The following is a 22,083-nucleotide window of genomic DNA, read 5'->3' on the forward strand; positions in this document are numbered from 1 at the left end:
AAGAAAAAATGAAAAAACAGGCTGGGGAAAGCTGCTTGACCCATAGATGAATCAGTTAATTAACCGTTATTTTCAAAAAGCTAAACTGGGTTATAACAAGGAATAAATAAAAGATTGTTTCAGATTATCGATTATGAGGAGTGAGGTATATTTATGAAACACTTAAGATTAGCAGTCGGTTTAGTCTTTTTCCTTGTTTTATTAACTGCTTGCAGTGATTCTAATGATGATACTACGAAGGCAAAACAAAATAATAGTTCAGGGGAGCAAGCATTGTCTGAAGAGTTATATTTCTTTAACTGGGGCGAGAATATTGATCCGGAAATTCTCAAAGACTTTGAAAAAGAGTATGGTGTGAAGGTGGTTTATGACACATACTCATCGAATCAGGAAATGATAACAAAACTAAGTAGTGGGACAGTTGCCTATGATATTGTTGTGCCGACCGATTATTTCGTACAGCAAATGATCCAAGAGGGTATGCTGCAGGAGTTGAACTTGGAAAACATTCCGAATCTTGAAAACATTGAAGAGGAATTTCGGGATCCTTCGTTTGACCCTGGGAATAAATATTCCGTTCCATATTTATATGGAAGCATCGGGATTGTTTACAATAAAGAAAAAGTAGAAACACCGACAAGTTGGGATGATCTTTGGAATCCGAAGTATAAAAATCACGTAACTATTCAGGAAACTCCGCGTGAGGGGATATCGATGGCATTACAGAAACACTACTATGATATTAACCAGCCAACAGAAGAAACGTTAAGTGAGGCAAAGAAAAGTCTTTTGAAAATTAAACAAAATATACTCGCTTATGATTCAACGCCAGCAGGAAAACTGGTTAATGAAGAAGTATGGATATCACAAGTCTATTCAGATCAGGCTGGTACTGCTATGGAAGAAAATAATAATTTGGATTATGTACTTCCAGAAGAGGGTGGGATGTTGTGGATGGATAACTTTGTAATCCCTAAAACATCGAAAAATAAATATACAGCGGAAGTATTTATTAACTATATGCTGGAAGCAGAAGTGAGTAAAAAACTGACAGATGCTATTCCGAGCAGTAATCCAAATGCTGCAGCTAAAGATTTAATGAGCGAAGAAGAGAAAAGTAATCATGCCTCTTACCCAGAGATCCCGGAAAAAGCGGTTTTCTTTGAATATTTAGAGCCAGATGAATTAGCGAAAATGAATCAACTATATAAAAATATTAAAGTAGAATGAATAAACAACTCAACTTTTGCAGTTAAAAATAATCCTGCAACTATTGGTATGATAAGGTTTATCCCGCATGTAACAGGCAGTAAGCCCCCCACTTCAATCCTACGAGGTGAAATTAAGGAAGATAAGTGGGGAATCCGACTGCCAGTAAATGTCCGATTTTGTTCAGAGGCCTTTAGGTCATACCCTTGCGGTACTAACAATCAGTGGGGGATAAAAGAAAACCCCCACTGATTGAAGATTCACTTTATATGAAACTTGTTATGATATTTGACAAGCGTTAGATAGGAGGGTGTTCCTAACACCGCTGCCTTCCACGAAAGGTGACATGCTTTCCGCGGGCACGGCTTTAGCCTCCTCACTCGCAAAGACCGCTCATTGCGGGGTTTTCAGACACGTGCTTTTCCCGTAGGAGTCAGTCACCTTTCGTTCCAGGAAGCTAATGAAGTGGTTCAACATCGCATGTGCTTTGCTCGCTAAATGAATAATGAAATCAACAAGTTTTTTTAAAACATCAAATCATTGGCTTAACAACATTTGATATGCTTTTTGTAAGAAATCCAACTATGTCACTGAAAAGAATTCGTTGCTGATAATGGCAATAACTACTAGTATTAGCAGATTGAAAATATGTAGACTCCAGTGGGAAGTAAGAAATCGGCGAGACCCGCAGGACGGCAGTCCGAGGAGTCTCGACACTCGCCTACGGAAAGCGAAGTATATTCAATCTGCGGTGTTTAGAAAGATTTGTTCTATTATTAGGATAGCCTTTTCAGCGGTTAACTAACGTTAAAGAACCCTAATATCAAAGATAGTATCTTATTGCTTTAAGGCCTTGTCATATACAGAGGTTAATCTTGTTTTTTAATGCGAAAGTTGAGTAATAATATAATAAAAAGAAGTATTCTGAAAAGTTGGAGGTTCTAGGATTAGAAGTATTACTTCCGGTTTGAAGAACTTGCGGATAGTTTTATCTTGCCATTAAGGCGGATAATGCGGTGATACTAACAATGATTATGCTGTAACGTGGAGTTCTATATTTAGAAGAAATGTAACTGAATATTTTTTTCGAAAAACGGAATACCGCCCCAAAGCTATTGTGAAAAATCGCTCAGCGCAAGTACTATTTCATAGTGTTTCGTGCCTTAAGCGAAGTGAAAGGAATGGCCATAGCTATGAGTATTTTTAAACAAGCTGATTTGGTATTGTCCAGTCATGCACTATTTACAGGTTTGGAGGATACTACGTTTTCCGGCTCCGTCGCAATTAAAGATAAGCACATCATTGCGGTGGGTTCAGAAGAAGAAGTTAAATCATACATTGGTCCCAATACAAAAGTCAATGTTTATGAGAATCAGCTTATCATGCCTGGTTTTCAAGATTTCCACCTTCATCTGTTCCTTGGAAGTTTATCGCAGGACAGTGTTTGGTTGATAGATGCAAAGTCAGAACAAGAAACGGCGGAAATGGTTAAAACCTTTGCGGACAGTCGACCGAATGATCCGTGGGTGATTGGTTTTAGCTGGTATCATGTGTTTTGGGATGAAAAAAATTGCCGCATCGTTCTACACTTGACCAGCTGATCCCGGATCGTCCTGTCTTCCTATTTAATGCCGAATGTCACGGGGCATGGTTAAATAGTAAAGCCCTTGAGTTCGCAGGTATTGATAGAAACACACCTGATCCGCCATTTGGTGAGATTGCACGAGATGAGAATGGGGGACCGACAGGGTTTTTATCTGAGACAGCAATGGGATTGGCACACATGGCATTCAGTACCATTCCAAGGGAACGACAAACTGAATTAATTCAAAAGTTTTTGGATCGTGCGTCGAGGTTAGGGATTACAACAGTGAGTGACATGCTGCCGCTTCCAAATCTTGAACTAGGGGATCTTGATTCTTATCATGAGTTTGAAAAAAAAGATAAATTAACGACTCGCATTCAATTTTTGACGGCGTTAAATGGTGATTTGGAACGACCCAAGATGTTAAGAGAGAAATTCAAATCGGATAAGCTCATGTTTTCGGGTTTAAAACAATTTCTGGACGGAGTGCCAACCACGTACACTGCTTATCTTGTGGATCCTTATTCAGACCGGCCGGATACGCAGGGCGATACGCTTATTCCGATTGACCGTGTGAAAGAATGGGCGCTAGATGCCGATAATGAAGGCTTTCGTATCCGTTTTCATGCTTGCGGTGACGGTGCTGTCCGATTGGGATTGGATATCTTTGAAGAAGCGCAGAAAGCCAATGGAGTACGGGATTCTCGTCATACGATAGAGCATATTGAAGTCATTCATCCCGAGGATATTGATCGTTTTTCAGAACTAGGTATCATCGCTTCCATGCAGCCGGAACATATGGCAGCGGCTGAAAAATTCAAAGATAATGACTATCTTGTTCGACTAGGAAAAAAACTTGAACATTTGACATGGCCCATTCGGACATTGCAAGCTAGAGGGGCACGAATGGCGTTTGGTACGGATTTCCCTGTTGTTGGGCTTGAACCGATGACGGAGATTTACCGTGCGGTTACCCGGGTTCATAATGACGGGAATCCGGCGGGAGGCTGGAATCCCAATGAAAAAATCACCTTGGCTGAGGCGTTACGGAATTATACATTAGGCTCCGCTTATGGGGGATTCTGTGAAAATGAGTTGGGTACACTCGAAAAAGGAAAATTGGCCGACGTTATTGTACTCGATCGAAATTTGTTTGATGTGCCTGTAGAAGAAATCAGAGAGACCAAGGTGAAATTAACCGTTATGGACGGAAAGGTTGTATTTGAAGATGAAGGGAAGGGGAAACCAAATTGACAAAAATCCTTTTGACGCAAATCGAACCGGCTTTATGTGATAAACAAGAGAATTTCAATAAGATGCTTGATTTTATCCAATAAACGAAGGAAAAGAAGGCAGAACTGGTTCTATTTCCTGAAATGGCTTTGACGGGTTATTTCACACGGAAGATCCTAAAGTATTCAGTAACTTCAAAAATCGGCGACATACTATCAATTAGTTTTGACAATAAAAGGAGCCGGGATTATATTGGCTCCCACAATGGCATCCGTGTTTTTAGGGTGTCTTTTTATTCGACGGGTCGTTACAAGATGCTTAGTGTTTAGCGGCTGTTCTATTTATTTTAGGGTAGAGACGACATTTCGATAAAACGACAGGATAAAAGTAAAGAAGTATAATTTCCATATAGTGGAATCTTGTACTTAAAGAGACTGGTTCTAGTGAGTTATGCTAAAATGCATAATTTGAGGTAAGAAAGTATAAAATGTGGACCCGTGGCGAAAGTCATCATTGATTGAGTTGAATGATGTCCGACTAAATCGGGCTTTGCACCCAACGTCGGCATACCCCTATGAAGGGGCATGATTCCTTTATCTCCTACGGTAGGATGATCGGCTAATTTCGCCACTTTGCGTGGCAATGCCGACCCACCCTGCTTGGCAGGGCGCAGTTCGTACGTCGCTAAACGGGCGCTTGCGCCTTTGTTCTGAGAAATATCGATTCATATGTTTGGTCCTATGTTTTTTCATTTATAAATATCCATGGAAATTTGGATTGTATAGGTTTTGGTCTTTTGGTTATTGAGAATAGTTTATTTAGTATGCGTGTATGTATAGATTATGCAGAAATGCATAGAAAATAAAGCTTATGATTTTAGAAAAATAAATAGTGAAATGCAAAAGCATAAAAAAACAAAATGTATAATCTTGTTTTGAAAGCGTTTTAAATATGGTGGATGAACATTTCATAAATGTTGGCATGACATTTGCATGTATATGGTTGAAGGACTGATTTTCATAAAAGAAATGGAGGAATTATATATGAAACATGCACCTGTTAAAAGCAAGCTAACTGAAGAGCTGGAACAAATGGACGTTCAACATTATCTGCATCCAACAAGTATTCCGGGGCAGGTTCCGAAAATGGTTTTTGAAAGCGGGAATGGCATTCATGTAAGAAATACAGAAGGTGAATCATTTATTGACGGCATCTCTATGTTGTGGAATGTAAATTTAGGGCACGGCAACAAAGAATTGGGCAAAGCAGCTCAATCACAAATGGAGAAAATTGCGTTTGCCTCCTCTTTTGCCGGTTATTCGAATGAACCAGCTATTCGTTTGACAAAAAAGCTAGCGGACTGGTCTCCAGATGGATTGAATACGGCGTTTTATACTTCTGGCGGGTCGGAATCTAATGATACCGCCTTCAAATTAGCCCGTTTATATTATCAGATAAAAGATCAGCCGAAGAAAACGAAATTCATTTCCTTTGTAAATGGGTACCATGGGGTAACGATTGGTGCTGGTACGGCGACAAAAATCGCTGGATTCCATCGGTTTGCTGGTACTGAAATGGTAGATGTGCTTCATGCAACCCCACATTTAACAGAATGTGAAAAAGGGGAGCGCGCTCATCCTGATTTTGAAAAATCAGCTCGCCATCTCATTGAAACAGAAGGAGCAGAAACCATTGCTGGACTGATTATAGAACCGATTCAAGGATCCGGCGGGGTATATATGCCACCGGAAGGATATATGAAGGCGCTGCGAGATTTGTGTGATGAGTTTGATATTTTGTTAATTGCAGATGAAGTTATTAATGGCTTCTGTCGGACGGGTGAGAAATTTGCGGTAGATCATTGGAACGTGGTTCCTGACCTAATGTCACTCGCTAAAGGGATTACAAGCGGATATGCACAATTAGGTGCTGTGATGATTCATGACAACGTAAAAGAAGTTATCAACACTTTCGGAAACGTAATGGCTCATGGATTTACGTATAGTGGGCACCCCATGGCTTGTGCAGTCGGTATTCGAAACATGGAAATTATGGAAGAAATGAATCTTGTAAAACATGTGAAAGCAATGGAAAAAGTACTGAATGATGGGCTTGCTTATTTGAACGACAAACACGAAACGGTAGGTCTTTGTCGTAATAAAGGTTTAATGGGAGCATTTGAACTCTTTGAAAACAGTGCGTCTGGCAAACGTTTTGCGGATGAGAAGAAAGCAGGCCTTCAATATGTAGAAGATTGTTTTCAACATCATTTGATTTTACGAGCACTCGGAATGGCCGATGGAAAATCAATTATTGCATTGGCGCCTCCTCTAGTTATTAGTAAGTCAGAGGTGGAAAGTATGGTCGCAATTATGGACGATGCGCTTACCAACTTTTCTGTGTAAAAAAACTAGTTTAATAGAATAGGGTGTAAATAATGAAAATATTGAATCTTGAGGGGACTGCGAAGGAAATCGGGCGTCAGCATGGTGAGCAAGGTAAGAAAGAAATCGATAAAAGTATGGAAACGTATGAACGGCTTTTTTATGAGTACCAGGGTATTGATTGGAAGACGGTAAGAGAGCGTGCGCTGATTCATGTTCCCGCAATCGAAGCCTTTGATTCCGTTTTGCTTGATGAAATAGAAGGGGTTGCTGAAGGGTCTGGGCTTGCATTTGAAGATATTTTGGCTCTAAATGCACGGAGCGAAATTGCACTTACTGGCGATGCTCATACGTCATTTAGCGATGGCTGTACAAGTATTTGCACGAGCAGTCCACTAACTGCCGATACGATTATCGGGCAAAATTGGGACTGGAAAGCTACGCAAAAAGACAGTTTGCTGATGATGAATATCGAGAGGAAAGATAGACCGAATATCCTTATGGTTACAGAAGGTGGCATTATTGGAAAGATTGGTTGTAATGAACACGCAGTTGGTGTTGGACTAAATGCACTTCATTCCAGCAAGAAGTCTGATGGGGTGCCAATTCACTTAGGTCTTCGCTCGATTTTGGATTCTGCTTCCCTTCATGAAGCAATGGGGAAAATCCAAGAAGGTCAAATGGCTTCGGCGGCGAACTTTATGATTGGTTATAGTGAAGGTGCACATCATGGCATGACCTTTCATGTTGAGGTATCTCCCTTTGGAATAGCGATTACAAATAAAGAAGCATCCCATGGGGTACACACCAATCATATATGTTCCCAAGAGATCCAAATGCAGGTAGGAGAAGGAAATAATTTACGTTACAGTGATTCTGAAATTAGAAAGCGTAGAGCGGAGCAGCTGCTTGCTCAAGCGATTCAAAATAAAACAGAGATTACAGAAGAAACGTTTAAAATATGGCTTAGCGATACATTTAATGCACCAAACTCGATCAATCACTTTGTAAACAAGCAGGCTCCGGTACATCGACGGATGGAGACAATTTTTGGTATTGTCATGAATTTAACGAAGAATCGTATTTATATTTGTGATGGGATGCCTGTAGACCATCCCTTTCAAAAATATACGGTAAAACGCGAGAAAGAGAAACAGGTTTAAATTATAGATGTTCGACTATCGTTTTTATTTTTATAAAGGAGGATTTGTCAGGTGTATATCAACGGTAAATGGATAGAGACGAGTCAAAAAGAAGTTATTATTAACCCAGCAACAGAAGAAGAAGTGGGTGAAGTATATGTAGGTGGGCAAAAAGAAGCGGAAGAGGCGATTCAAGCTGCCCACCATGCTTTTAAATCATGGCGCATGTTGTCAGGAAATGACCGAGGTAAAATTCTTGTGAAAATTGCCAATGAAATAATGAAAGTGCAATCTCAGATCGCAGAGACCATTACGAAGGAAATGGGAAAGCCGATTACTGATGCTCGGCGTGAAGTGGCTTCCGCCGCTGCTTACCTCGAATGGTATGGAGAAGAGGCGAAACGCGTATATGGGGATGTGCTTCCAGCGCTTGACACGAAAAAACAATTAATGGTCCTGCGTCAGCCTGTTGGCGTTATTGGTGCCATTACACCTTGGAATTTCCCGGTATCCATGATTACTCGAAAGTTAGGACCAGCATTGGCTGCAGGATGTACTGCTGTTTTGAAGCCAGCCCCATCAACTCCAGCATGTGCAATGGAAGTATTCAAGTGTTTTGAACGTGGTGGTTTGCCGCAAGGAGTTGCGAATCTAGTTATTGGAGACGCGGATTCCATTGGAAGTGAAATGACAAGTAATTCAATAGTAAAAAAGATTACATTTACAGGTTCAACAAAGGTCGGAAAGCTATTAATGCGTAACGCTGCAGAGAATGTTCAAAAAGTATCCATGGAATTAGGAGGCCATGCACCATTTATTGTATTTGAAGATGCTAATTTAGATGATGCTGTTGCCTCAGTTATCGGTACAAAGTTTAAGAATGCTGGTCAGACGTGTATCAGCACAAATCGAATTTACGTACAGGAGTCCATAAAGGATGAATTCAGCAATCGTCTTGCAAGAGAAGTTCATACACTGAAAGTTGGTAATGGTATGGAAGAAGATATAGAAATGGGTCCATTGATAAATGCTGCAGCATTAGAAAAAGTGGAAGATCAAGTAACAAAAGCTACGGAGTCAGGGGCAAGCGTAGTGACAGGTGGATCGCGGATTAAAGGGACAAAGGGGTATTTTTATGCGCCGACAGTACTTGCTGACACAACGGACGATATGAAAATTGCAAAAGAAGAAACATTTGGCCCAGTTGCACCGATATTTACTTTTCGTACAGAAAATGAAGTGATCGATCGAGCGAACAATACCCCATATGGGCTAATGAGCTACTGTTTCACGAATGATTTAAGTCGCAGTATACGGATGATGCACCAGCTTGACTATGGAATGGTTGGAATTAACGACCCAGCACCGATTGTTCCGCATGCACCTTTTGGAGGAATGAAAGAGAGTGGAATTGGCAGGGAAGGCGGTACATCAGGACTTTATGAGTTTATGGAAGAAAAATTTGTATCCATTCGTACTGCTGAAAAATGAATGTGGTTTCTAGAGATATGGGAAGAATCTGCTATCACGAAATAATAATTAATTAAAAGAGAGGAAGTCGAACCATGTATGAGGCAGAAGTAACGGAACGTGATGAGCGATTAATTGTTCGTAACATAAGATATGAGGATCTGGAGGAGATCGCAGCATTATCGAATAAGTGCTTCGGTCCAGATATATCACTCCAAAGGGAGCATTTTGCAAGTCAATTGGAGGTTTTTCCTGAAGGTCAAATTTGTATTGAATACGAAGGTGAAATTGTCGGGAATGCATCGAGCTTAATTATTAACTACCATGACTATGATGAGGACCATTCCTATAAAGTATTATCTGATGAAGGGTATATTCGTAATCATAATCCGCATGGGGTACATCTGTATGGAATTGAAGTTGGCGTTCACCCTGATTATAGAGGGATGAAAATTGGTCAACGTTTGTATGATGCCCGAAGAGCCATTTGTAAAGAATTTAATCTAAAAAGTATCTTCATTGGAGGGCGGATTCCTTTTTACTATAAATATGCAGAGCAAATGTCTGCGAAAGATTATGCATTAAAAGTAATTCATGGTGAATTATATGATCCTGTTCTTACCTTTCAATCCAAGAAAGGGTTTGTATTACATGAGGTGGTCGAAAACTACTTGCCCGATGATCATGAATCACTGAAGTATGCAACAACGATGGAATGGAGTAATCCCGACTACGTGGAAAAGTAAATAAAAAGAAGATGGGTTTCAAACGAAATATAATTAACTGAAAAGACAATTTTTTAAAATTGTAAGGAGTATAAAATAACAAGTGAAATTACAGATCGGACAATAGTATAAAAATAGAGGGAGGATGGGTTAGTTTGAAGAAAACGGGTAAAAGACCATCATTAAAGGTGGCTATGATTCCGATTATCTTCATGATAATTGCGCTTTACGTAGGTATATCTATACTTGAGCTTGATCCTCATATACCTCTGTTGTTTAGTGGAATTGTTGCTGCAATTGTTGCCCTTTGTTTAGGTTATTCTTGGCAAGAATTGGAGAGTAGTTTTTTAGATACGATTAGACTGTCTCTACAAGCGGTTGTCATTTTATTAATAATTGGTACGATCATAGGTTCATGGATAGCAGCTGGTATAGTTCCTACAATGATTTACTATGGTATGGACCTGTTATCACCGAGTTATTTTTTAGCATCTGCATGTATAATTTCCTGTGTTGTAGCTTTAGCATCTGGAAATGCATGGACAGCCGCAGGAACGATAGGTATAGCAATTATGGGGATTGGCCAAGGGCTGGGCGTTGATTTACCAATGGTTGCAGGGGCCGTTATATCTGGGGTATATTTCGGAGATAAAGTATCGCCGCTTTCAGAAACAACGAATATGGCGCCTGGTATTACAGGAGCGGAGTTATTCGAACATATCAAACATATGATGTATACGACGATTCCAGCATTAGTGATTGCATTAGTCATTTATACGTTTTTAGGCCTTCAATTTTCAGAAACGCAATCAAGTATTGCACAAGTACAAGCGTTACAAGATCAGTTAAGCGGAATATTCGAGATTTCACCGTGGCTGCTTATACCGCCTGCAGCAGTAATCGTTATGATGTTATTTAAGATGCCGGCAATTCCAGGTCTTACAATCGGTTCTTTGTTGGGAGTGGCATTTGCTATTCTATTTCAGGGAATGGATCCGGGCAATGCTTTAAGTGTTATGTACTATGGGTTTTCACAAGATGTCGGAATCGAAGTAGTAGATAATCTACTTAATAATGGCGGGATTGAAAGTATGATGTATACTATTACATTAATTATCATCGCTCTATCGTTTGGTGGTTTATTAGAAAAATCCGGCTGCTTGGAAGTAATTGTAGAAGCCATCATTTCGATTGCCAAATCAACAGGAAGTTTAATTGCTTCCACAGTTGCGACTTGTATTTCAGCGAACGTTGTTGCTTGTGATCAATATTTATCTATCATCATTCCAGGAAGGATGTATTCGAAGGTATATAAAGATAGAAATCTTCACCCTAAAAACCTATCGAGAACATTGGAGGATGCAGGTACCATGACTTCACCGCTCGTTCCTTGGAATACGTGTGGGGTGTTTATGTTTGCTACGTTAGGTGTTTCCGCATTCAGTTATGCTCCGTATGCTTTTTTAAATATAATCAGTCCAATGATTGCAGTGATATATGGTTATACGAATTTCAAACTAGCATATTTGACAAATATATCAGACCCTGTTCAGCATGTGGATTTTAAAAGCGATGCAGATATACAAACAGAAAAAAGTCAGAATGTTAAGTGATTTGGGGTTGATAACTGCTTTAGTAGTATAAAAAGGCATGATTCTTAGGCTATAAATTACAGAATCATTGGTTTGAAAATCATGCAAAGGTGGCAGGCAAATGACAAAAGTTCATAGAAGAGTGAAATCCGTTCCATGCTGGAACATTCAATGGTAACAATAGACCAACCCCATCAAGGGGGAAGGAGCTATATTAGGAATAATCCCTCAACAGGTCTTGTGAACTAATGAGGGATTATTTTTGTTTTTTGTTGGACACGATAAACAAGATTAACATTTTTCGAACGCTATCATTAATGTTAACACGGAATTTCCTTAAATATTTGTTTATAAAGAGGGAGGAATGCTTCGATGGACATCAATAACGTTAATCAAAAAACTACCTTTAATAATGTGAATACAATCATATTCGATATTGTTGGAACGCTTGTGGACTATGTTGGTACCACTAATCAGGAAATAACACGCGTGTTTTTAAGCAGCGGATTTGGTGAAGAACGAGCGCAGGAAGTGGTCAATACATGGGAAAAGAGACAACAATCGTTTCAAGATAAAATTATAAAAGGAGAAGTTCCTTTTATGCTTCAAGATGATATTCGACGCCAAGTACTATCCACTGTTTTGGACGAACAAGAAATTTCATTAACCCGTGACAACTTCGAACACCTAGTCAATGTTGGAAGGTACTTTACACCATGGCCAGAAGCGGTAAGGCAGCTAAGTGAACTAGAAAATTTAGTTAAAACAGTGGGGTTAACAAACGCAAGCTTAACACAGATCACGGAGGTATGTTCTCGCGGCGCTTTACGTTGGCATGTCCTACTTTCAACTCAACTTGCGCAAACGTACAAGCCAACACCTGAAGCATATCAACTGCCCATTGACTTACTAGGGATCGATCCAGCTCATACGCTGTTTATTTCTGCGCATCCTTGGGATTTACGTGCTGCAGCTACTCATGGCTTCCTTACCGTTTATTTGCCACGTGAATATACGGAAACTCCGCTTCCTAACGATCAATTCGATCTAACGCTTCATTCACTAGATGATCTTATCGCTATGTTCCAGCGTGCTAATTAACCTAATGCATGTTTATATTAGATAAAACTTCTTATGTCATACTATATGGAGCTATGTGCGGGTATAGTTATCTAATTAAGTAATTTGCTGAGAGTATTTGACGTAAATTTTCAAAAATATTATAATGTTACTATATTTAATAGAAAGCGTATGCATGGTATAAGTCACTGCAAGTTTCCCTTGTAGTTCCCTTATATTATCTGCAGCATCCTAAAGGGGATTCTTTCATTGTATAATGACAGCTCCATCTATGTAATTGGGGATGCCAAGGCACCACAGAATAACCCAATTACGAAAAAGTACAGTCAATTTTTTCTGGCACTGGTAATTGATGCGACCACCGATGACATTGTCGATTGTGAGTGTTCTTCAACAGTTCAATTAACGAATCAATTTGTCAAATCCTTATTTATTGGAAGGAAGATTGATGATTCGTTAATCGAGGAAGCAATTCGCAAGCGATATCATGGTTCATCACAAAAAGCGTTGGTCGTCGCCTATCAAGACGCGAAATATAAATATAACCAAGCAAAAGCTGCTTTGACTACATAAACCTAGTCGAAATCCAGCCTGACAATGACTTGTTAGGCTGGATTTTTATTTGTTCAGAAAATAATTAAGATTGTGTAATAAGGGATTCTACAGCTGCAGCATACGCGAGTACTTTTTATATATAAAGGGGGAGAGGCTTCGTTCCAATCATGAAATAGATTAGAAATCGTAAGACAGGTTGATTGATATAAAGGGGGAAACAACATGATTACAGATGGTTTTGTTTATATTGCCGTCTTAGTAGCGTTAGCAGCATTGATGGTAGGAATAGAGAATAAATTTAGCTCGAAACGCTTTTTTAAATTCATTCCAGGTATTGTACTAATTTATATTGGGGCTGCCTTTTTACAAACAATTGGATTATTTGATAATGAAGCAACAGCACCTGCATATTCGACTGTGAAGAATGCGCTGCTTCCAGCGATGCTAATGATTATGCTATTGAAATGTGATATTCGCAGTATCATCAAACTTGGACCGCGCATGCTCGGTGGCTATTTTGTTGCGGTAATCAGTATTATTCTTGGTTTTGCCATTGTATATCTTATATTTAATCACTTCTATGCAGCGGATACATGGCGCGCATTTGGTGCACTTGCAGGCAGCTGGACGGGTGGAAGTGCCAATATGGTTGCTTTGCAAGACATACTACAGGTTCCAGAGAATATTTTTGGTTATGTGTTAATGATGGATACGATTAATTATGCTGTGTGGGTCATGTTCATGTTCTGGCTGGTTCCGTTCGCTGGTGCATTTAATCGTTGGACGAAAGCAGATACGACAATTATGGACAGTGGATTGGCAGAGGATGCTGACAACGTGAATGATGTGAAAGGCACGGAATTCAAGCATATGATGTACTTACTTGGAATTGGTCTACTTGTCTCTGCACTCGCAACGTTAGCAGGAAATCATTTACCAGCATTAGGGGATGTGTTCAGTTCAACAACCTGGACGATTCTAATTGCTTCTATTGTAGGGTTGATTCTTGGACAAACACGGGTGTCTAGAATTCCGGGGGCATTAGATGTTTCGAACGTGATGTTGTATATCATCGTAGCCTTAATCGCTTCGCAATCCGATTTTTCACAAATTGCCCAAGCGCCAATTTATTTAATTTCTGGATTCCTAATTATGTTGATTCACTTAGCCATTATGCTGTTACTAGGAAAGTTGTTCAAATACGATTTATTCACCCTGGGGATTGCCAGCTTAGCTAATATTGGGGGAATGGCATCAGCACCAATGCTTGCAGCTGCTTATAGCCGGAGCTTAATTCCAGTCGGTGTTGTAATGGCATTGATCGGTTCTTTCCTTGGTACGTATTTTGGGATGTTTGTAGGAAAAATTCTCGAAATACTTTAACGAGCATAAGATGACAATAGATTTTTAGATATAAAAGTGGATTCCTATATTACGAGGTTGAAAGAAGGAGGAAATCGTGTTGCTTATAGAGGATATAAAGGTTTCATACCGAGAGATTCCGCTGCATACCCCGTTCAAAACAGCATTGCGAACGGCAACGGAAATTGAAAGTATTACCGTAACGATTCATTTAGCGAATGGCGTGATTGGGAAAGGAGAAGCAGCACCGACTTGGGTGATAACTGGTGATTCAGCGCAGAGTATTCAGGCTGCGCTTGAAGGACCGATTAAAACGGCGCTCTTTCATCAAGATATTCGTCATTTCCAAACGTTGCTTACCGCAATTCAAAATAGTTGCGTCGGAAATACGAGTGCAAAGGCAGCCGCAGATATGGCACTTTATGATGCATACAGCAAATGGCTGGCTATTCCTCTATATCAATTGTTAGGGGATCATCAACCAATTTATACATCCATGACCGTTGGGGTGGATGACCCAGCGAAGATGGCAGATGATGCGAAGAAATGGGTGGAAGCTGGTTATTCCCGTTTAAAAATTAAAGTTGGTGCTAAGCCGGAGCTCGATATTACACGGATTACTGCGATAAGAGAAGCGATCCCTGCTGATGTGTTGCTTAGGCTTGATGCGAACCAAGGCTGGCAGCCCAAGCAGGCAGTCCAATTAATCCAAAAGATGGAGAAAATCGGTGCGGGAATCGAGTTTATTGAACAGCCGGTAAAAGCAAAGGATCTGGATGGATTGAAATTTGTTACCGATCATGTGCATACACCAATCATGGCAGATGAGAGCGTCTTTTCTCCACAGGATGCATTTACAATTGTCAGTGGCCATTACGCCGATCTTTTAAATATTAAATTAATGAAATGTGGTGGGATTCAAAATGCGCTAAGTATCGCTAATTTAGCAATGGTCCACCGCATGCCATGCATGATAGGAAGCATGATGGAATCCAGCTTTTCCGTTGGAGCAGCAGCACATTTTGCTGCTGCACATCCGAATGTCATTTATTACGACTTAGATGCACCATTATGGCTGGTAGAGGAAGCAGAAGTGATTGACTATCAAGGAGAGAAGCTTTATCTATCATCCAGTGCCGGTATTGGTGCAGTGAATGAATCAGAAAAATAGAATCAAAGAATCAGAGAAGGAGGATGTTCGATGTTGATCAAGTGGATGAAAATAGTAGGCTTAGCACTAATTGGGTGTTTACTCGTTAGCCCAGTTGAATCTCATGCTGCAGACAAGTCTTTGGAGAAAGCATTTGAAGCGGAAGAAGGGGAGACTGCTTATGTGGAAGTCGCAGTCGCCACCCTTTGGACTGGTCCGAATATTTTGCGGGAAGTCGATCAGCCGTCGGCTAGTAATCCGGTTGATATTTGGAAATGGAAAGAAAATATGACGTATGAACAAGAATTGCAGCTGTCTGGTGATGGGATGTTGGAGACCCAGGCACTGTATGGAAATAAGGTTACTATTTTAGAAAAAGAAGGGGACTGGGTAAAGGTTGCTGTTGATGGACAACCTACGCCGAAAGAGGAATTAGGTTATAGTGGATGGATGCCAGTTTCACAGTTGACGTATTCAAAAAGATTTGCATATGAAGCAGATGACGCATTTGTCATGGTAGATGCACCGACTAGTCATTTATATCATACCCCATCATTCCGACATCAGGGTATGGAGGTCAGCTACAATACACGCTTACCCTATCTAGGAGAAACCAAGCATGCATATCGGGTGATGCTGCCAAATGGAAGCCATGCGTGGGTGAAGAAAGCAGATGCGAAAACCTTTGAATCTCAAGAAGCCATCCCGACACCGACTGGACAAGCATTGGTAGAGACGGGGAAGCAATTCTTAGGCTTGCATTATTTATGGGCAGGCATGAGTGGCTTCGGATTTGACTGTTCTGGATTTACCTTTACGATGTATCAATCTCATGGAATTACGATTCCGCGTGATTCCAGTGTCCAAGCAACACATGGTGAACCTGTAGCGTATGAAGATATGCAGCCTGGAGACCTGTTATTTTTTGCTCATGATCAAGGCAAGGGGAGTGTGCATCACGTTGCCATGTATGCTGGCGATGGCATGATGATCCATTCACCAAACTCGAAAAAAGATGTAGAGATCATACCAGTGACAACAGAGGGGTATTATGAAGAGCTTTCTGGTATTCGTAGGTACATTGAAGAATAATCAATGACACTCCCTTTTTTGTAATAGCTGTTTTAACGCGCGCAGATGAAGAAGATATTTGCTCTTACATGAGGTTAGTCAATAGAACGGTGAACTGAGCGAAGCATGAACGTCCCCTTGGCAGAAGCTGAGGGGTTTTTTATATTTACGTCGACCATGCTATAGACATTTCCAAAACTACTATGTATAATAGAATTCGTTAGTTAGTTTGCCTAACTAATTAAATGTGTAAAGGTGGTAAAGAATGAAACCTTATAAGCAGTTTTTTCATGAATACAACTTAACTTATCGACCGTATGTAAACCAATTAAATCAAGAGTTGGCAGAATTTCAATTATATAGTTCACAATGGCGGATTATGCACTTCATTTTACACAATGGAGAGCAAACGCTTAGTGATATAGCTAGTTATCAGAAAGTGGAGAAGCCAACGACGACTAAAATGGTGCAACGTTTAATCGAACTTGACTATCTTCAGTCTATTTCTGGGGCGGATAAACGAACGAAGTTGATCCAATTAACAGAGAAAGGACTGGAACGTTGTGATCAAATTCAAGCGAAGATTAGCCAATTTCAACAGTACTTATTAGAAGACATACCTGAAGAAGAACAAGTAGCAGCTGCTCGTCTGTTAAATCATATTTCAGGTAAGATTTCAGATTATCGGAAAGGATGAACTGTTTTTGACAAAAGAAAAATTATGGACGAAAGATTTTGTGTTTGTATCGATTGTTAACTTTGTTTTAATGCTATCGATGTATTTATTATTAGTAACGATGGCAACCTACTCTATGGAAACGTATGGCGCTTCTGTGAGTTTGGGTGGATTGGTTGCTAGTATTTTTGTTATTGGTTCATTAATTGGTCGATTATTTTCGGGGAAAAAGATTCAGGAAACTGGAAGTAAGAAAATCTTAATTATTGGGAGTTCGCTTTTTCTTTTTTTGACCTTTTTTTATTTTTTTCCAATAGGCATCTACCCACTAATTATCCTCCGGCTGTTACAAGGTATTTGCTTAGGAATGGCGACAACGGCAACAGGTACAATTGTTGCACAGGTCATTCCTCCAACTAGAAATGGGGAGGGAATTGGTTATTTCAGTATGAGTGTTGTATTAGCAACAGCAATTGGACCATTGATTGGCGTGGCACTTGTTGCCTCCAGTGGGTATTCAAGTATCTTTGTGTTTTCACTCGTAATGGCGGTTATCAGCTTTCTACTTGGACTTATGGTGAAAGTACCAATGGTGCAAGAACCTGTGGAAACAGAAAGTAAAGGGTTCAAGCTGTCTAATTTCTTTGAATTAAATGCATTACCGGTTTCCATTGCCATGTTTGTTGCAGCTTTTGCGTATTCTGGTATTCTATCATTTATTACTGGTTATGCTGCAGATATCGATTTGGTCGAGGCGGGTAGTTTTTATTTCCTTGTATATGCTGTTATTATCCTGTTAACACGTCCAATCACTGGACCATTAATGGATCGTATGGGAGGAAACAGTGTAGCATATCCTGGACTCCTTTTATTTGCAATTGGAATGCTTGTTCTTAGTCAGGCAACAACAGGTTGGGCTCTACTACTCGCTGCAGCAATTATAGGGCTTGGTTATGGTAATTTCCAATCAACGGCGCAAGCCCTTGCTATAAAGGTAACACCGAAGCATCGCATGGGATTGGCAAATTCCACGTATTTTATCGGTTTGGATCTTGGTTTAGGTGTTGGTCCTTTTGTATTAGGTTATTTAGTTCCGATATCTGGATACAGGGGAATGTATGTGACGCTTACTGGACTAGTGATCGTAGGCTTGATGGTCTATTACTTTGCGCATGGTAGAAAGGATAAAGGACTGTTGCAAGCACATACTGCAGCTGCAAGGGAATAAGATCTATCTTATCAGGGGAGACGCCTTCATGGGCGTCTCTTATTGTTTAGAAATAATATGTTGAAAATTGTAAAAAATCAAACCATGGATGCATAGACAGGAGAATAAAGAGAGTGCTAGCATAAATGAAAGCGTTTTAATATTGGAGGAAGGTGATGAATTGTATTCTCATTCGAAAAGTAGAAGTGCTAGTGTATGGAAAAACTGGTTGATGATGTTTGTACTGATGATGTTCGTTGTCGCGTCGATGATGCTTAACAAGTCAAATGTTGTTCAAGCTGAAGAAGAAAGTGAAATAACCGTTAACCCGAAGCCACAGCATCTACAGGTAACAGGTAATGGCTTTCCATTGACGCCGGTTGTGGGAATCGTAGTTGGGGACGATACAGATGAAAAAGCATTACAGCATTTGAAGAAAACATTAAAAAATAATGATGTGAAGCGTATTGTGATAAAAGAACATATAGGAGACAAGCCACATACACCAACAACCATCTTTCTTGGTGGACCTTCTGAAAATGAAAACTCGAGTCAAATACTGAAAAACTTGGATATGAAACAACCAACAACCATAAAGGATGACGGTTATGTCCTTGCTACAAATGCAGATAAGAAATTAATGGTGTTAGCAGGGAAAGACAAAACAGGCACGTATTATGCAACACAAACATTTGAACAGCTTATCCAAGAGCGGCCAGGGAGAAATTGGGTTCCTAGTGTAGCAATTATTGACTGGCCGGAAATGCCGTTACGTGGGTCCATTGAAGGATTTTATGGACCTCCATGGTCTCATGAAGATCGTTTGAGTCAAATTGAATTTTATGGAGATAACAAGTTGAATTCTTATATTTATGCTCCGAAGGATGACCCATACCATCGAGAAGATTGGCGTGAACCTTATCCAGAAGAGAAGTTGAAGGAACTACAAGAATTGGTGGATCAATCGAAGGAAAATCATGTTGATTTTACCTTTTCCTTATCTCCAGGAAATACCGTATGCTACTCTGGAGACGAAGATTTTGAATTGCTTATGAATAAAATGGAAACGGTATGGGATTTAGGTGTTCGTTCCTATGCTATTTTTTTAGATGATATTAGTTATGAACTTCACTGTGATCAGGATAAGGAAATGTTCGGTGATGACCCGAATCCAACTGCAGCTGCTCAAGCTTATTTATTAAATCGTTTTGAAGAAGCGTTTATTGATACACATGAAGGTGCCAATGCGTTAATAACGGTGCCAACAGATTATGCCGGTACACACACAAATACGTACAGGGAACGATTCGCTGCATTAACGAATGAAGATATTGTTGTTATGTGGACAGGTCCAAATGTTGTATCTGAATCAATTACATCTGAAGGGGCAAGCCAAGTATCTGAAATTTTTGGTCATGAGCTATTACTATGGGACAACTATCCAGTAAATGATTTTGATCGTAATCGCTTATTTCTAGGACCACTAGTTAATAGAGATAGCGATCTAACAGAAAATGGTGTCACTGGATTAATCGCAAATCCGATGAATGAAGCGGAAGCATCCAAAATACCACTATATACGATCGCTGATTATACGTGGAATCCGTATCATTATGACCCAGAGACATCTTGGGAAAACAGTGTTCAGGATTTCGGAGGGGATGCTGCTGCTTATGTGAAGACTTTCGCCGAGAATGCTTATTCCTCTCGCCTTAGTGATAAGGAATCACTTACGATTAAACCGCTTATTAAACGGTTTTGGGATGTCTACGAATCAGACGGAGATATAAGTAAAGTAGCGAGCACATTGATACATGAGTTTCAGAAGCTGCAAACAACACCTGAAAACCTAAGAAATCATCTCAATAATCAGCAATTCTTAGGAGAAATTAGTCCCTATTTAGATAAACTAGCATTGTATGGAGAAGCAGGTGTGGAGGCAGTACATCTACTTTTAAATGAGAGAGAAGGCAATGAGGAAGAGGCAGCGAAGCACCGAGAAAAATTACAATCATTGTTAGATAGATTGGAAGAAATTCCTCAAAAAATGGGAGAGTTTGTATTTGATCCATTTCTAATCCAAGCATTGTATGGGGAATATGTTCTTTCAAGACCATTAGATGGTGTGAATCAAAGTCGTGGTGCTAATCAATTAATCCAATATACACCCGAGCATGGTGATACTACAGGCACGAATATATACGGTTATGAGGTAACGGTTGTAGATGGAGAAGTGGTAAAAAGGGGTGGAAATAATTCAGACATCCCTGATAACGGTTATGTTCTTAGTATCCATGGGAGTGACTGGTTAAGGGAAAATGCATTAATGGGAGCTGAAGTTGAGATTAAGGATGATCGAGTGATGATTACGATACCGAAATAGGTTGTTGCTAAAGAGAGGTGCAGTCCCTTTTTAAACAAGGACTGCACCTCTTGCTAGTTTAGTAGGATAAAATGACATCCGCCATTACTGGGTAATGATCACTTGGGAATTGTCCATTTTTACTGTCATCGAAAATCTTAATTTTATGTGTATAAATATTTCCTTTTCCAAGTATCCAGTCAATTCGATTATCTGGACCGCCACCAGTTGGATCATCGAATCCATTAAAAGTACCAAGCTTTTCATTAAATCTAAATTTTGCAGTATCCCACAAGTCACTAAATGCTCCCTCACTTGTTAGTGTCTGGTGTGGAATGCTATCAGGGCTTGTATTAAAATCTCCTGTTAAGAAAATAGGTAGAGATTCATCAAAATTATTGATTTTCTTCATGATTAACGCTGCACTCTTCTCTCTAGCATTTGCAGATTCATGATCGAAATGCGTATTGACCACATAGAAGCTTTGCTTGCTCTTTTTATCAACAAATTTTGCCCAAGTTACCATCCGTGGAATATTATTCCCCCAAGTTTTGGAACCGATCACCTCTGGTGTATCTGATAACCAGAAGTGATCATATTCGATAGGAGAATATTGCTTTTTGTCATAAAATATAGCTGCGTATTCTCCATTGCTTCCACCTTCACGTCCCAAACCAATCCAGTCGTAATGTTTTAGACTTTGTTTAAGATCAGTAAGCTGCTGATATAAAACTTCTTGCGTCCCAATGATATCCGGTCTTTCTCTACGAATAAGTTTTTTAATGGCAGGGAGTCTCTCCTCCCAGGTATGTGGGGAAGGATCGCTGTCATTTAAATACCTTAAATTATAGGTCATAATCTTTAAATCTACCTTCGTGGATTGTCCAGATTTTTCAGATGCTAACACATTTGAAGGTCCTATTAAGGTACTATCTACCAACATAATTACAATCATTACCAATAAAATAGGATATAATGCTTTTTTCAACTCAAATTCCTCCTTTGTTATTCACTAGGTTAAGTATATATATCTATTGTTAACTATTAATTAAAATAGATTTAATTTATATAAAGGTTATTTGAAATCAAAATTATAATCTTTTTTAATAGATCTATAGGTGCCTAGATGGATTTAAATATTCGGAAATTTCTTTATTGACCAATAACTGGTGGTGTGTTATTATTCGCTATAATGGAATAGTATTCAAATAATCGATAAAATGTAAGCGTTAACAAGAGGTGGAGTTTAGAACATTATTCTTTAATTGGAGGAGCTTGCT

General features: G+C 39.6%; 15 protein-coding genes and 1 pseudogene. 15 read left to right on the forward strand and 1 reads right to left on the reverse strand.

Going from position 1 to position 22,083, the window contains the following annotated elements; all coding sequences use genetic code 11:
• The first annotated feature begins 153 nt into the window (after positions 1 to 153).
• The 15 genes and pseudogenes from BN990_RS04075 to BN990_RS04150 all read left to right on the forward strand — a co-directional run bounded on the left by BN990_RS04075 (position 154) and on the right by BN990_RS04150 (position 20,824).
• Positions 154 to 1,230, forward strand: coding sequence for an ABC transporter substrate-binding protein (locus tag BN990_RS04075; protein ID WP_021289528.1), 1,077 nt, complete (start codon positions 154 to 156; stop codon positions 1,228 to 1,230).
• 1,361 nt (positions 1,231 to 2,591) lie between these two features.
• Positions 2,592 to 4,048, forward strand: a pseudogene (locus BN990_RS04080) (amidohydrolase).
• A gap of 1,022 nt (positions 4,049 to 5,070) precedes the next feature.
• Positions 5,071 to 6,432 carry an aminotransferase family protein gene (locus tag BN990_RS04090; protein ID WP_038242564.1) on the forward strand — a complete coding sequence of 454 codons (1,362 nt, stop codon included), beginning with the start codon at positions 5,071 to 5,073 and terminating at the stop codon, positions 6,430 to 6,432.
• Positions 6,433 to 6,464: 32 nt separating this feature from the next.
• A complete protein-coding gene (locus BN990_RS04095; protein ID WP_021289522.1) occupies positions 6,465 to 7,574 on the forward strand; it encodes a C45 family autoproteolytic acyltransferase/hydolase in 1,110 nt (369 codons plus the stop codon).
• A 51-nt stretch (positions 7,575 to 7,625) separates the two neighbouring features.
• The gene (locus BN990_RS04100; protein WP_232620868.1) at positions 7,626 to 9,044 is read left to right on the forward strand and encodes an NAD-dependent succinate-semialdehyde dehydrogenase; all 1,419 of its coding nucleotides are present in this window, start codon (positions 7,626 to 7,628) and stop codon (positions 9,042 to 9,044) included.
• Positions 9,045 to 9,118: 74 nt separating this feature from the next.
• Positions 9,119 to 9,769 carry a GNAT family N-acetyltransferase gene (locus BN990_RS04105; protein ID WP_038244868.1) on the forward strand — a complete coding sequence of 217 codons (651 nt, stop codon included), beginning with the start codon at positions 9,119 to 9,121 and terminating at the stop codon, positions 9,767 to 9,769.
• A gap of 134 nt (positions 9,770 to 9,903) precedes the next feature.
• On the forward strand, positions 9,904 to 11,361 hold the full coding sequence (gene nhaC / locus BN990_RS04110) for a Na+/H+ antiporter NhaC (RefSeq protein WP_021289519.1): 1,458 nt from the start codon (positions 9,904 to 9,906) through the stop codon (positions 11,359 to 11,361).
• 351 nt (positions 11,362 to 11,712) lie between these two features.
• Positions 11,713 to 12,441 carry an HAD-IA family hydrolase gene (locus BN990_RS21480; RefSeq protein ID WP_051739014.1) on the forward strand — a complete coding sequence of 243 codons (729 nt, stop codon included), beginning with the start codon at positions 11,713 to 11,715 and terminating at the stop codon, positions 12,439 to 12,441.
• A gap of 228 nt (positions 12,442 to 12,669) precedes the next feature.
• Entirely contained in the window at positions 12,670 to 12,993 is a 324-nt protein-coding gene (locus BN990_RS04120) for a DUF3870 domain-containing protein (protein WP_038242575.1), read from the forward strand.
• A gap of 204 nt (positions 12,994 to 13,197) precedes the next feature.
• Positions 13,198 to 14,358 carry a DUF819 family protein gene (locus tag BN990_RS04125; protein WP_038242585.1) on the forward strand — a complete coding sequence of 387 codons (1,161 nt, stop codon included), beginning with the start codon at positions 13,198 to 13,200 and terminating at the stop codon, positions 14,356 to 14,358.
• A gap of 79 nt (positions 14,359 to 14,437) precedes the next feature.
• Positions 14,438 to 15,508, forward strand: a complete 1,071-nt coding sequence (locus BN990_RS04130; protein ID WP_038242588.1) for a dipeptide epimerase — start codon at positions 14,438 to 14,440, stop codon at positions 15,506 to 15,508.
• A gap of 45 nt (positions 15,509 to 15,553) precedes the next feature.
• Positions 15,554 to 16,579 (forward strand): C40 family peptidase, encoded by a 1,026-nt coding sequence (locus BN990_RS04135; protein ID WP_038244877.1) that lies wholly within the window; start codon positions 15,554 to 15,556, stop codon positions 16,577 to 16,579.
• Between the two features lie 244 nt (positions 16,580 to 16,823).
• Positions 16,824 to 17,255: a MarR family winged helix-turn-helix transcriptional regulator gene (locus tag BN990_RS04140; RefSeq protein ID WP_021289513.1), complete on the forward strand. Its 432-nt coding sequence runs from the start codon at positions 16,824 to 16,826 to the stop codon at positions 17,253 to 17,255.
• 7 nt (positions 17,256 to 17,262) lie between these two features.
• On the forward strand, positions 17,263 to 18,462 hold the full coding sequence (locus BN990_RS04145) for an MFS transporter (protein WP_038242589.1): 1,200 nt from the start codon (positions 17,263 to 17,265) through the stop codon (positions 18,460 to 18,462).
• Positions 18,463 to 18,604: 142 nt separating this feature from the next.
• Entirely contained in the window at positions 18,605 to 20,824 is a 2,220-nt protein-coding gene (locus tag BN990_RS04150; protein ID WP_238323666.1) for a beta-N-acetylhexosaminidase family protein, read from the forward strand.
• Positions 20,825 to 20,882: 58 nt separating this feature from the next.
• On the opposite strand, the gene BN990_RS04155 is transcribed toward BN990_RS04150, so the two are convergent.
• The gene (locus tag BN990_RS04155) at positions 20,883 to 21,791 is read right to left on the reverse strand and encodes an endonuclease/exonuclease/phosphatase family protein (protein ID WP_051739015.1); all 909 of its coding nucleotides are present in this window, start codon (positions 21,789 to 21,791) and stop codon (positions 20,883 to 20,885) included.
• Positions 21,792 to 22,083: the final 292 nt, after the last annotated feature.

It is taken from the genome of Virgibacillus salexigens, from assembly GCF_000723585.1.
Classification (GTDB): Bacteria; Bacillota; Bacilli; order Bacillales; family Amphibacillaceae; genus Virgibacillus; species Virgibacillus salexigens.